At 61.2% G+C, this 13141-nt stretch carries 13 protein-coding genes; 5 read left to right on the plus strand and 8 right to left on the minus strand.

From position 1 onward, the window contains the following. The first annotated feature begins 4 nt into the window (after window positions 1-4). Entirely contained in the window at window positions 5-442 is a 438-nt protein-coding gene (locus J2W46_RS04885) for a response regulator (protein ID WP_027804429.1), read from the plus strand. A gap of 100 nt (window positions 443-542) precedes the next feature. Here J2W46_RS04885 and J2W46_RS04890 read toward each other — a convergent pair whose 3' ends face one another. Next, window positions 543-2216 (minus strand): sensor histidine kinase, encoded by a 1674-nt coding sequence (locus J2W46_RS04890; protein ID WP_310351757.1) that lies wholly within the window; start codon window positions 2214-2216, stop codon window positions 543-545. A gap of 18 nt (window positions 2217-2234) precedes the next feature. Continuing rightward, window positions 2235-2780, minus strand: coding sequence for a biliverdin-producing heme oxygenase (locus tag J2W46_RS04895; RefSeq protein ID WP_374726811.1), 546 nt, complete (start codon window positions 2778-2780; stop codon window positions 2235-2237). 468 nt (window positions 2781-3248) lie between these two features. On the opposite strand from J2W46_RS04895, the gene tehA reads away from it, so the two are divergent. Both tehA and J2W46_RS04905 read left to right on the plus strand, forming a co-directional pair. Then, window positions 3249-4271, plus strand: a complete 1023-nt coding sequence (gene tehA, locus J2W46_RS04900; RefSeq protein ID WP_310351762.1) for a dicarboxylate transporter/tellurite-resistance protein TehA — start codon at window positions 3249-3251, stop codon at window positions 4269-4271. Window positions 4272-4462: 191 nt separating this feature from the next. After that, a complete protein-coding gene (locus J2W46_RS04905) occupies window positions 4463-5563 on the plus strand; it encodes a porin (RefSeq protein WP_288826432.1) in 1101 nt (366 codons plus the stop codon). 93 nt (window positions 5564-5656) lie between these two features. On the opposite strand, the gene J2W46_RS04910 is transcribed toward J2W46_RS04905, so the two are convergent. The 5 genes from J2W46_RS04910 to J2W46_RS04930 are packed head-to-tail and all read right to left on the minus strand — an operon-like array spanning window position 5657 to window position 9949. Continuing rightward, a complete protein-coding gene (locus tag J2W46_RS04910; protein WP_310351765.1) occupies window positions 5657-7321 on the minus strand; it encodes an ATP-binding response regulator in 1665 nt (554 codons plus the stop codon). Window position 7322: 1 nt separating this feature from the next. Continuing rightward, a complete protein-coding gene (locus J2W46_RS04915; RefSeq protein ID WP_310351768.1) occupies window positions 7323-8312 on the minus strand; it encodes an ATP-binding protein/SpoIIE family protein phosphatase in 990 nt (329 codons plus the stop codon). After that, window positions 8297-8659 (minus strand): anti-sigma regulatory factor, encoded by a 363-nt coding sequence (locus tag J2W46_RS04920; protein ID WP_087752003.1) that lies wholly within the window; start codon window positions 8657-8659, stop codon window positions 8297-8299. The genes J2W46_RS04915 and J2W46_RS04920 overlap by 16 nt, the downstream gene beginning before the upstream one ends. A gap of 35 nt (window positions 8660-8694) precedes the next feature. Further along, window positions 8695-9078 (minus strand): STAS domain-containing protein, encoded by a 384-nt coding sequence (locus tag J2W46_RS04925; RefSeq protein ID WP_020066792.1) that lies wholly within the window; start codon window positions 9076-9078, stop codon window positions 8695-8697. A gap of 1 nt (window position 9079) precedes the next feature. Next, complete coding sequence (locus J2W46_RS04930) at window positions 9080-9949, minus strand: STAS domain-containing protein (protein WP_020066793.1); 870 nt, start codon at window positions 9947-9949, stop codon at window positions 9080-9082. A 349-nt stretch (window positions 9950-10298) separates the two neighbouring features. On the opposite strand from J2W46_RS04930, the gene J2W46_RS04935 reads away from it, so the two are divergent. Both J2W46_RS04935 and J2W46_RS04940 read left to right on the plus strand, forming a co-directional pair. Then, on the plus strand, window positions 10299-10775 hold the full coding sequence (locus J2W46_RS04935; protein ID WP_088174109.1) for a YsnF/AvaK domain-containing protein: 477 nt from the start codon (window positions 10299-10301) through the stop codon (window positions 10773-10775). A gap of 89 nt (window positions 10776-10864) precedes the next feature. After that, window positions 10865-11737, plus strand: coding sequence for a YsnF/AvaK domain-containing protein (locus J2W46_RS04940; protein ID WP_310351771.1), 873 nt, complete (start codon window positions 10865-10867; stop codon window positions 11735-11737). 58 nt (window positions 11738-11795) lie between these two features. On the opposite strand, the gene J2W46_RS04945 is transcribed toward J2W46_RS04940, so the two are convergent. Next, window positions 11796-13139 (minus strand): c-type cytochrome, encoded by a 1344-nt coding sequence (locus J2W46_RS04945; RefSeq protein ID WP_310351774.1) that lies wholly within the window; start codon window positions 13137-13139, stop codon window positions 11796-11798. Window positions 13140-13141 lie beyond the last annotated feature (2 nt).

Consider the following 13141-nt stretch of genomic DNA (forward strand, 5'->3'; position numbering starts at 1 on the left):
ACGCGTGCTAAAACCAATTTTGCTGGTTGAAGACAATCCCAACGACATCGAACTGACGCTGATCGCGCTGGAGAAAACGCGGCTTGCGAATCCAGTCGTGTCGTTGCGCGACGGAGAAGAGGCGTTGCAATACCTTCGCCGTGAGGGACAGTGGGCGGACCGAGGTGCGGAGATTCCGGCGGTCATTCTGCTGGACAAGAAGTTGCCGAAGGTAGACGGTCACGAGGTGCTAAAAACCGTACGCGCCGACGAAGATCTCAGGCGCATTCCGGTGGTGATGCTTACCTCATCGCGCGAAGAAAGCGATCTGCTGCGCAGCTACGATCTGGGCGTGAACGCCTACGTGGTGAAGCCCGTTCAGTTCGAAGACTTCATGGACGCCATCAAAGACCTTGGTGTGTTCTGGGCCGTACTCAACGAACCGCCGCCTCTGCCGCGCTGACGCATACCTCGCCAGCATGCGTGTCAATCACGCTCAATGCGTGGCTGACAGTGCGGTTCACGCACGCTGCCCGTGGTGAGCCGAAGAGGCGCTGCACGGCTTAGCGATACACAGGCAGGCGAACCCGGAAAGTGGCGCCATGCCCGAGGCCGGCGCTTTCGGCGAAGATCGTGCCGTTATGCAGGTCGACCAGGTTATTCACCAGCCACAAGCCTAAGCCGAGCCCGGCAACGCGTCCGGAACCGTTGCCGGCGAACTGCTGGAAACGTTCGAAAATCTGCTTGAGCGAATTTTCATCCAGGCCCACGCCGGTATCGCGCACCGCGAGTTCGACATGTTCTGCGCCGGCTGTGACGGATAGCTGGATGAATCCGGTCGGACAAAACTTCAGCGCGTTCGACAACAGGTTCCACACAACCTGCTTCATGCGGCTTTCATCGGCGAGCACGGTGACAGATGCGAGATCGTCGGCGACGAGACGCAAGCCTTTTGCCTCGACGTCCATACGCATGTCTTCCGCGACGTTGCCCGCGAGCGCACCCAGATCGACCGGACTCAGATTGACCGACAGCTTGCCCGTAACAATCGCGCCGCTATCGAGCAGATCGTCGACCATATGTGCGAGTTGCCGCGCATTGCGGCTGATAACGCCAGCGGCGCGCGGCGCTACCTGCGAAGCGTCTTTCGTGCGCTCGAGCAAATGAGTCCAGGATACGATCGCGGCGAGCGGCGAGCGCAATTCATGACTGACTGTCGTGACAAAGTGGTCCATCGCCGTGGCGAGGCGCTCGCTCTCCTCACGCGCCCGCTTCTCCGACAACGCGATTTGCTGCTGCTCCAACTCGGCTTCTTTTCGGGTCGTGATGTCGAGGGTAAATCCAATGACTGAATTGAGCGCGCCATCGGGCAGGAATCGTCCCACGCCGCGCACCAGAATCCAGCGGATCGAACCAGTCGCCCAGCCGACTCGGAAATCCACTTCGAAATGCTCACGGCTGGCGAAGGCGCGATTCATTTCATCGCGCAAACGCACACTGTCTTCCGGATGCGCGATCTCGCCGAAGAGTCGCTGCTCAGTCAGCACCGAACTGTGCGACAGACCGAGGTTCGCCTTGCACTGATCCGTGCAGTCGATGCGCATTGTGCGCGGATCCAATTCCCATGCACCGAGTTGTGAAAACGCAAGCGCGAGTTGAAAGCGTTCTTCGTTCTCGCGCAACTGCTCTTTTGCTTCCTTCGCCAGCAGCAGACGCAACTGCGCCTGCGAACGAAGCTTCGCGCGCTCGCGCTGATTTCGCTCGTATTCGTCGACACGGTCGGTGACTTCGCTCACGCGCAAAGCGATATCGCCGCCTCTTTGCGTCGAGTCCAGCAAGGACGCCTTGATCTTCCAGTAACGTGGCGCAAGCTGCGCGGAAGAGCCATCGGGATCTGAGGCAGCGGCGCGCGCCGCATCCTGAGCGCGCCGTGGACTTTCGTAGCGGAACAACGTCGACCATTTTGGCTCGCCAGGCGCGAGGTCGAGCAGCACGCTATCCAGCCACGAGCGCCGGGCCTCGCGCTGCTCCTGGGGACCGAACTGGTTGACCTCATAAATCGATTTGCCCAACAGGTCACTCGACGATTGGCTCACCAGTTCGCAATAGCGTGCATTGGCAAGCTGTATTTCGTAATGCCGGTTGAGAATCAGATAAGCCTCGGGTAGCAGGTCGAAAACCGACGCCGCGTCGAGCGGGTGCGACGGCGTTGGACCGTCCTCTTGGAAGCGATTCATTACGTGTGCCGCCCGCGGTTATTCGCCGCCCGCGAAGGTGGCCATGGCGGGACGCGGCACGAGTTCGATGAGGTGGTCAAACGCGTCGCAGGCGCCGCGGCACGCTTCTTCGATACTGGCTTGAGTTTGCATATCGACGTCGGCGCACATTGCGCGAACGAACGCCGGCCAACGCACACCAAGTGCCTCGCGGCCCGCCTTCAGGTATCCGAGAGGATGAGGCGCGAGCCGTTCTTTCAGGCGTTCGTATAAAACCGCGCCGCCCAACTGCGAACCTTCGATCACATAGCACACGCCCCAACGATAAGCGGCGCTCTTGCTGCCGGTCCAGTGACATGTACTACTTACTTCCTGGGCACCAGTGTGATCTTCCAGTTTTACCGATGCGTGGGCCAGATCCAGGTCGATCAACGCTATCCGATTACGGGTTGGGAGCAGCGCCGGTGCCTGAGGTCCATCGCTGAAATGCGCTAACCAGGCTTCGAGTTGTACGAGCCATTCGCGAAGAATGACCAGATGCGCGACGTAATCGCCGAGCGCGACACTGTCGACCGACAGCGGCATCAGGAGGTGAGTCGACTCGTGGCGTTGCGAGGTTGCTGCACGCAATGCGGTGAGCACCTTGTGCGGGCCACTAGCTGTACCTGTGGGCTGGCGGGCGATGTCGGATTTTTGGGTCAACGTGCTGGCGAAAACTGGAAATGGCTGAAGCGAATGACGGGAGGAGGCTTGACGAGACGCTGCGTGCGATGGGCGCCGCGCAGGAAACGCGTGCCATTGCAACTGGGCGTACTGCATCAAATGATCAGTTGGAAGAGGGGCTAATGTCAAGCACGCAAAGCGCGCACTGGGGCCAAACGCTCGAATGAAACGCGTGATCGAAACCGAACCGCATGCTGCGCATCTTGAGACGATTGCGCGATTTGTTGAGCGCGCCCAGCGTTCTGCGTTTGCGGGCGCGGTTCTACAGTACGTCATCGATCGCGCGAAGCCGGAACAGTCTAGCGCGACGCAACTCCTGGAGGATCGGTGATGGACACCAATCGTGGCTCAGTACCCGTTGCATTCTTCGGTATCGCGGTGGGCGCCCTCGCGCTCGCCAATCTGTGGCGCGTGGCGATCAGGCTCTGGCACTTGCCCGCCGCCATTGGAACGTTGACGACGGTAGCCGCGTTAGTCGTGTGGCTCGCCATTCTCGTCGCCTACGGGCTGAAGTGGCTGACACGCACTGCCGAGGCTCGTGAGGAAATGCAGCATCCGGTGCAGTCGTCGTTCGCGGCGCTTGCGCCCGTATCGAGCATGCTGGCCGCGCAGCTTCTGCAGCCGCACGCATATCGCCTCGCGCTTGCGCTGTTCGGTGTGGCCGTGGTCGCGCAACTGGCACTCGGCGTGTATCTGCATGGACGACTCTGGCAAGGCGGACGTAAGCCGGAACTCGTCACGCCGGCCATTTACCTGCCGACCGTGGCGCCGAGTTTCGTTGCGGGCACGGCGGCGGTGGCCTTCGGTTTTCATCAGTTGGGCGGGTTGTTCTTCGGTGCGGGCTTGCTGTCCTGGCTTGCCATCGAATCGCTGATTCTGCATCGTGCAGCCGTGCATGAACCGCTGCCTGAAGCACTGCGTCCCACGCTCGGCATTCAGCTCGCGCCGCCGGTGGTGGGTGGTGTGACTTACCTTGGCTTGACGAGCGGCGCACCTGATCTGTTCGCGCTGATCCTGCTCGGATATGGGGTTTATCAAGGACTGTTGCTGTTGCGGTTGCTGCCGTGGATTCGTCAACAGGCTTTCGTGCCTGGTTACTGGGCCTTCAGCTTCGGCGTAGCCGCTTTACCGACGATGGCGCTTCGTATGGTCGAACGAGGCACGGCAGGAGCCGTTGAATGGGCTGCACCGGCTCTGTTCATCCTGGCCAACGTGATCATCGCGATTCTGGCATTCAAGACGCTTGCGTTGCTGGTGCGGGGAAAGCTGATTCCGCCGGCCGCGGCACCAGCTGCAGGCGCTCAATCGGCACTGCAAACACCGGCGGATTTGCGAGTGACGCGGGCGGGCTAGCCCGCGGCATGCCCCGCTGCCGACGTGCCGGCGCCCCACACCGTTGCAATCGGACGACATGACTGCAAAAAGTCAGCGTCCGTTTAATTTGGTCGAAATATGATTGCGCCCGCGCCCACGAACGCGCTATGCCCGCGGGCCACCGACCATACACGGGGGCTCGCTCGATAAACAAGCACACGGAGATTCCGGTGAATAAAACTATTACGAGCGCCATCGGCGGCGCACTTCTGGCCATCGCTGCGCAATCCGCTTTTGCGCAAAGCTCGGTCACGCTGTACGGCATCGTCGATACCAGCATCCGCTATCTGACCAATGCGAATGCAAAGAACGACAGCGAAGTCGCAATGGGCGTCGGCCCGATCACCGGCAGCCGCTGGGGCCTGAAAGGTAACGAGGATCTGGGCGGCGGTCTATCCGCGGTCTTCCGGCTCGAGAACGGCTTCAATCTCTGGAACGGTCAGCTCGCGAGCTCCGGCACGCTCTTCAACCGGATGGCCTATGTAGGCTTGTCCAGCAACAAGTACGGCACGGTCACGTTCGGCCGCCAGAACACGCCGCTGTTCGATCAGCTCGGCAACGTGTACGACCCGCTGACGGTTGGCAACTACGATCAGGATGGATGGCTGCCGGGCGCGCTCGGTTATGGCCTGCGTCAGAACAACTCGGTTAAGTACAGCGGCCAGTTCGGCGGTTTGAATGTCGAAGCCATGTACGGCTTCGGCGGCGTGGCAGGCAGCACCGGCGCGAACAACATGTATGGCCTGACGGCGTCGTACACGTACGGCGGCCTTTCGCTCGACGCGGGCTACCAGCAGAACAGCGACGCGAACAACCGCAAGTTCAACGTAGTCAACGTGAGCGCGGTCTACGCATTCAGCACGGTCAAGGCATACGCCGGCTGGCTGCACGCGCAGGACAACACCGGCATGGTCGACCTCTTCATGGCGGCGGCGAACTCGCCGGCAGCAGGCTGGACGACGCCGGTGACCAACACCAATCGCATCGACGACGGCTTCTATCTCGGCACCACGTGGCAGGTCACGCCGCCGCTGCTGCTGACCGCCGCGGCCTATTACGACCACTCGCGCAACGCGCTGAATGCGGATCAAACCACGCTGAGCCGCGGCACCCGCTACTCGGGCGTGCTGCTCGCCGAGTACTCGCTGTCCAAGCGCACTGAAGTGTATGGAACGGTCGACTTCATTCGCGGCACCGGTGCGGCAACCGCCGACTTCCCGGGCCGCAATAACCAGACCGGCGTTGCCGTGGGCCTGCGCAACATCTTCTGACGCCCCGGTCCGCTTCCGGCGGACCAGTGAAGCCCGGCACGGCTGCTCATGTACCGGGTTTCACTGCCTGCATGATGGCAGCGACGTGAACACTCAACCCTTCGCCAGAAACTGCAAAAGCTCCTCGATGGCTACGGGCTTCGAGAAGAAATGGCTGAACCCGGCCTCGGCTGCTTCGGTTCGAAACGGCGCGGTCGAATAGCCGCTCAAAGCGATCAGCTTCAGCGATCCCAACGCGGGCCTGGCGAGCAATGCCTTCGCCACGTCGAATCCCGACATATCGGGCAGGCCGAGGTCCACCACGCCCACCGTCGCCGGGAAGGTCTCAGCGAGTTGCAGCGCCGACGCACCGTCGTATGCGACTTTGCACTGGTGCCCATGCATGTCGAGCAGCGCAGCGAGGGCATCGGCCGAATCGCGGTTGTCGTCTACAACCAGCACGTTGTGCTCGACGTTCGCCCACGGCGTTTCGGCGTGAGTCACAGGTGCGTCGCTGGTCACCTCTTCGTGAACGATCGGCAGCGACACGACAACGCGCGTTCCCTTGCCGGGACCGTCGCTGTACGCCTTCACCGATCCACCGTGATCGTTCACGAGCCGCTCCACGACCGTCAGCCCGATGCCGAGTCCGGCATCCTGCCTGCCGATACCAATCGTCGCCTGCGCGAAGAGATCGAACACGTGCGGCAGCATGTCGGGATCGATACCGATGCCGCGATCCGTAATCGCAATCGTCACCTCGCTGTCCGTGTTCGTGACCGTAATCGCGATGGTGTCGGGCTGTGGCGTGTATCGCGCCGCGTTGTGGATGATGTTGTTGAACACCTGCTTGAGCCGCGCGATATCGACGCGAACCGAGGCAAGCTCCGCCGGATAGTCGATACTTACCGTGTGGCCGCGCCGTTTGATTTCGGCCTGAGCCATCTCGATCCCGCCTTCGATAAGCGAATCGACACGCACCACCTCGGTCTGCAGTTCGACCTTGCCGCGCGTAAGCCGTGACACGTCGAGCAGATCTTCGACCATCCGCGACAGTTGCGCAGTTTGCCGTGCAATTACAGCGAACGTGTGGCCGGACTCGCCCGTCCCAGCACGCGCCTCCAGTTCGAGCGACAACGATATGGCTGCCAGCGGATTTCGCAGTTCGTGCGCCAGCATGGCGAGAAACTCGTTCTTGCGGAGGTCGGCATCCTCAAGTTCAGCGCGCTTGCGACGAAGCTCTTCAAGCGCGAGAAGCATTTCCCGATTTTGCTGCTCGAGTTCTTCAACCGGCGTCTGAGGTTTGCGCTGAGTAAGTTGGCCGACGAGCGTGCCGAGCGCGCGCATGGAAAGACGTGCGGTGCCCCGAGGCAGGAACATTTCGAGCGTTACGGTCGTACCTTTGCCCGCCTGTGACTGCACAAAGAAGCCATCCGCCATGCGTTGACTGCCCGGAATACCCACTCCGGTGGAGCCAGGCCGACCGCTGGGATCGACCAGCAACGCATCGAGATTGGGAATGCCCGGACCGTTGTCGCTGATTTGCGCGACCACGCACTGGGTCTCCGCCGCGTCGGTGGCGTCGCCGACAAAAAAGGTCAGCATGCCGCCGCCGGCAAACTGCACCGCGTTGCGCGCAATCTCGGAGACGGCGGTGATAAAGCGCGTGCGCTGCAAATTGTCGAGGCCGAACAGTTCGCCGATCTGACGCGAACGGTCGCGCACCGTGACGAGGCTCAGATTGGAGCTGACGGGCGTCGCGAGGATTCTGTGTCGCATGTCAAACCGCCTTGACGACAACTACAGTCGCGTCGTCCGCGTCGCGGGCGAAATCGCGATGCAGCACGCTGGCGATCAGGCTCGGGTGCCGGTGCGTCAAACCGGGATGGCGGTTCAGATTCCAACGTGTGGAGAGGCCGTCCGTGGTGGCAATGAACACACTGCCCGGCACCCAGCGGGCTTCCCCAGGGCGGACAGCGCGGACGTTGTAGCCGACCGTGCCGTCCATGGAAAGCAGGTGCTGCGCGCTCTCGCCGGTATGAACGACACTCACGATATTACCGATGCCCGCAAACGACAGAACAGCGCTCACAGGCTCGAACTTCGCAATCGCCATGACTGCGCCGCGCGTCGCCTTGATGCCGGAATGAACGTCGCGCATCACGTCTGCGGGCAGAGCAACCGGATCGGCTGCCATGAAAACGTCGACGGCACGACGCGACGCCTCTGCCGCGAGCGGCCCATGCCCGAGGCCGTCGAGCAAGGTCACCCACATGCTGTCCGCCAAATGGCGCACGGCCCATGCGTCGCCGTTGACGTCCTGGCCGAGTTTCGGCGTGGACCTCGCGCCGACCTGAAAACGGGAAAGCTTTGCGGCTGGCTTATCTGCCACCCGCGCGAACAAAGCCGTGCCGTTACCCGTGACCGAATAAATGTCGAACAGCACCGAGTGACGGGCGATCGTTCCGAGACCGGCGCCGAGGCTGCCGCCCGTCGAGAAGCCGTCGGAACATGCGGCACCGAGATTGGCGATACCCGGACCGCGGTCGAGTGCGACCACGTCGAGACCGCCCGCGCCGCCGTCAGCACTCTTCAACACGATCTCGCCATGGCCCGCGTACTTGAGGATGTTGGTGGCCGCTTCGGTGACGATCAGCGCGGCGTCTGCCTGCGATTTTTCGGGCAGGCCGAGCGATTGCGCCATCTGAACCGCACGCCTGCGCGCGTCTGCCACGCCGCTCTTGTCGGCGAGGGTTAGCGTCGTTTCCATTGAATGATGCTCACTTTGGTCCCCACGCCTACTGTCGACGTAATGTCGAACTCATTGACGAGCCGTCGTGCACCGCCTAATCCAAGCCCCATGCTTTTGGCGGTGCTGAACCCGTCCTGAAGCGCCCGCTCGATGTCCGGAATACCCGGCCCCGTGTCTTCGAAAACGAGCTTGATGCCAATACGGCCGTCGCGCTGGACTTCGGAGATGGTGAGTTTGCCTCCCTGGCCGTGCACAAGCGTATTACGCGCAAGTTCGCTCGCCGCCGTAACGAACTTGGTTCGGTCGAGCGTGCCGAAGGCCAGCCGCGTTGCCCACTCCTGAACCGTCTTGCGTGCAAGGTTCACCTGATCGGCCGTTCGAACCTCGAGGACGGATTCGCTTAAGGTAACGATGAGGGGTCTCCCGCGTCTTCGAGCGACCTGCGCAGCAAGGCCATTCCCTTGTCTACGTCGAGCGCCGTGCGGATACCGTGCAGCGACATGCCCAGTTCGACCAGCGTAATAGCTACAGCAGGCCGCATGCCCACCAGCACGGTGGTGGCGTCCATTACCCGCGCCATCGCTGCGATGTGCCCGAGCGTACGGCCAATGAAAGAATCGACGATCTCCAGTGCGGAGATGTCGATCAACACGCCCTTTGCATGCGTACGCTCGATCCGTGACGTCAAATCGTCCTGCAAGCTCATCACCAGTTCGTCATGCAGCTCCACCTGAATCGAGACGAGCAGGAATTCGCCGAGCTTGAGGACAGGGATCTGCTCCATCTCAGTGGTCCTGCTTGGCGGTAGCGAGTTTCGTCACCGTCATGCCCACTCGTCGCAAAGCGATTTTTAGCGCTTCGGCAAGCGTTGCCTTCGTGACGACGTCACCGAGATCGACGCCAAGGTGGACGATAGTCTGCGCAATCTGCGGACGAATTCCGCTGATGATGCACTCCGCGCCCATCAGCCGGGCGGCCGCGACGGTCTTGAGCAGATGCTGCGCGACCAGCGTGTCGACGGTCGGCACGCCGGTGATGTCGATGATCGCGATCGCCGCCTCGTTTTCGACGATGGAGTCGAGCAGGCTCTCCATGACTACTTGAGTACGCTCGCTGTCGAGCGTGCCGATTAGCGGCAGCGCGACGATGGAGTCCCACAGGCGCACCACTGGTGTAGTGAGATCCAGCAATTCTTGCTGCTGGCGTTCGATGATCTGCTGGCGGCTCGCCTGATACGCTTCAATGGTGATGAGGCCCAAGCTGTCGAGAGTTTGAGTCAGTTTCCACAACTCGTCGCCGAGCGCTTCCAGGTTCTTGCCGAGCGACTTGCGCAGTGCTTCGAAAAGCGGCTTCTTCAGCGAAAAAATGAAAGTGGCAGTTTCTACCGGGGAGAAGCCCTGAATCACACGTTCCCGGGACAATGCGGTCAGATGTGCGCGGACAGGTTCCCATGCCTCTCCGGACAACTGTTCGTCGTAGCTGCTTTTGACAGCGCTTGCAAATAGCGCGAGAAATGCACGCGATGAGTCGCGCACATTAGCTTCCGAGATGACACCTTGGCGGACGCCGCCAGATATCTGCCCGGCTACCCACGCTTTCAGAACGGCTTCTTCATTTTTCTCAAGTATGGTTGCCAAGTCATTTTGTTCGCTCAAAGTCCGCTCCTGTATTGGTGTCGTTTGGACAGAGCGACATCATACCTGTGGGTTGACGGTTCCGTTACATTCAGCTCTTCCAATATGTTGGGCGAGCCCACACAACGTTGCTGACCGGTCAACGAATCTATTGCCCTACCACGCAGGTACGTTCACCCATCCGGCCGACACGGCATGCCCCTTGCGGCCTCAAACGTTGCGGCGCTGCATGACGTGGCGCCGGTTCACCTCGCCGGTCGATGCCAGAGATTCTTCCGACACAAGCAGCTACGTGCCGTGCATGGTCGCCGTGCTACATCTTCCAGGCGTCCCTTTCTAACTGAACGTCCGCTTCTCCGGGAGGCAACTGATGGACATGCCCGAATCGGCCAAATCCAAGTCGCAATCCGCTGATCGCGCGGACACGTCTGATGCAAACAATGCGTCCGACGAATTGCGCGTCACTGCCGTGCAAGAACAACTGCAGGTCGACGTCGACAGAATCGAGACTGGTTCAGTCCGGGTCCGCAAGGTCATTCAGGAGGAGACGAAGCCGGTTTCCGTGACCCTGCGCGAGGAGCACGTTGAAGTTCGGCGCGTGCCGGTCAATCGGCCTGTCGATGAGCGCTACGCGCCGCGGCAGGAAGGCGACACGCTCATCATTCCGGTCTTCGAGTACGTGCCGGTAGTAAAAATGCAACTCGTATTGAAGGAAGAGGTGCACGTAACGACCGTCGAATCACAGCATGAAGCAGTTCGTGAATTCATTTTGAAGTCCGAAGAATTAGTTATTGAGCGCCGCGAAGGCACGGACGGCGAGTGGAAACCCGAAACGGACACCGAGTAGCGCGTTCTGGGAACGGTCGTTGCGCGACAGGCGGAACGCGTTCCACTTGGACTTGCGTAGGCCTGGTTCAACCTTTTTGGAGATCTGCAATGACTCACACTATCATCGGTGTATTCGATTCATTCGCGCAGGCGGAAGCCGCAAAAAGCCGCCTGGAAACTGAAGGCGTTCCGGCTGCGAACATGGCCGTGCATGCTCAGGACGCAGGACTCGACGCGTCCACCACAACCGATACGGGCCTCGGGACAACACCGGTCTCTTCGACAGACGCCACTGTCCACGAGCACGAAGGCGCGATGGGACGCATCGAACATTTTTTCAAGCGGCTCTTCGGTGACGACGACCGTCCGGAAGAAGCCGGCCACTATCAGGAAGCCGTGCGTCGCGGCGGTGCATTGCTGTCTGTGGATGTGGATGACGAATCGTCTGTGGAGAGAGTGCAAGAAGCGTTGTACGCCACGGGTGCCGTCGACATCGATTCGCGCGTTGCACAATGGCGCGGCGCGGGCTACACCGGATACGACCGCAACGCGCCCGCCTATACGAGCGACGAAATAGCGGCCGAACGCAAGGCGTTTCCAGTCGTACAGGAGTCGCTCGAAGTCGGCAAACGCGAAGTCTCGACGGGAGGCGTACGTGTTTATTCGCGCGTCACTGAGACGCCCGTGAGCGAAGCGGTTACCCTGCGCGAGGAACACGCCACGATAGAACGGCGCGCGGTGGACCGCCCCGCGACTACCGCCGACCTGACCGAGAGTTCTGTCGAGGTTCGCGAAACTGCGGAGCAGGCCGTGGTCGCAAAGACAGCTAGAGTCGTTGAGGAAGTGGTGGTCGGCAAGGAGTCGAGCAGTCGCACTGAAACTGTCAACGACACAGTCCGCGGTACCGAAGTCGAAGTTGAGCGGGTGGAAGGAACCGACAAGACCACGCGGCTCGATGAGGTTGGGAAGAAGCCAATCTAAGTTTAAGGAACGGTGAGGCCGGTTGCGAAACAGAGGGTTCGAGCCGGCCTTGCCTGCTTCACTTCTTGATCTTGCCGCGCACAGTCGAGACGTCGCGCGTTGCAACCGGCCGTGCCTCGTTACCCCACGCAGTACGCACGAAGCTCAAGACCCTGGCGATCTCTCTGTCGGTGAACTGATTCCTGAACGCCGGCATCTCACGATGTATTGGTCCATTCTCCGTCTGCGGACTGGTGCCGCCCTCAAGAACGAGCCGGATCAGCGACGACGTGTCCGGCGCGAGCACTGCCGGATTGCCCGCCAGCGCGGGGAATTTGTGTGGTTCCCCACGCCCGTCGGCTTGATGACACTTTGCGCAAAACGACATGTAGAGTCCGGCCCCGGGCCGTTCCACCTCACCCGCCTTCAACGACACAGCCGTCTCCTGTAACTTCTGCGTGTTCGGCTTGTAAGCACCGGAAGTCTCCCGCGCGGGGAGGCTCTTCAGATATCGAGCGACGGCGTTCAGGTCGTCGTCGCTGAAATATTGCCCGCTGTCCTCGACCACTTCCACCATGCTGCCGAACGTGACGACATGCACATCCACGCCGTGGCCGGACTTGAGAAACGAGGCGATGTCGCGCGGCGATAGACGCCCTAGTCCGGAACCCGGGTCCCCGGTGAGGTTAGGCGCAAACCAGTGATCGTTCGTGCCGCCTGTCAGGTATAGCTTCGACGATTCGTCGTAGCCGCGCTCCTCGAACCCGGGGCCACGAGGCGTATGACATGCGCCGCAGTGGCCGAGCGATTGCACGATATAGGCGCCTCGATTCCATAGCGCGTCGCGTTTACCGTCCGGAATGAACCGCTCGTGCTGCACGAATGCGAAATCCCAGAAGGCGAGGCCCCAGCGCTGACTGAACGGGAACGGCAATTTCGTTTCAGGCGGCCGGTGCGCAACCGGCTGCACGCCATGCATGAAGTACGCGTAGAGGGCGTGCATATCCGAGTCGTTGATCTTCGTGAACGACGCATACGGCATGGCCGGGTAAAGGCGCTTGCCGCCGGGCGCCACGCCGTCGCGCAGCGCGCGCTCAAAGTCGGCATAGCTGTAGCGGCCGATTCCGGTTTGCGGGTCGGGCGTGATGTTAGTCGAATAGATGGTGCCGAACGGCGAGCCCATAGGAAGGCCGCCGGCGAACGGCGCGCCCTGCTTCGGCACCGTATGGCAGCCGGCGCAGTCGCCAAGCTTCGCGAGATAGGCGCCGCGTGAAATCAGCGCGGGATCCGACAGTGAAACTTCATCGTCGACGCTTGGCGAATCCGATTGCGCCAGGCTGTGCGCGCACAGCGCTGCCACCATCGTCATGGCGAGCGTCAGAGCGAAAGCAGTGAACGCGGCGCGCGGCCGAATCCGTTTCATGT

Origin of the sequence: Paraburkholderia strydomiana (assembly GCF_031456815.1) — a bacterium.
Classification (GTDB): Bacteria; Pseudomonadota; Gammaproteobacteria; order Burkholderiales; family Burkholderiaceae; genus Paraburkholderia; species Paraburkholderia caledonica.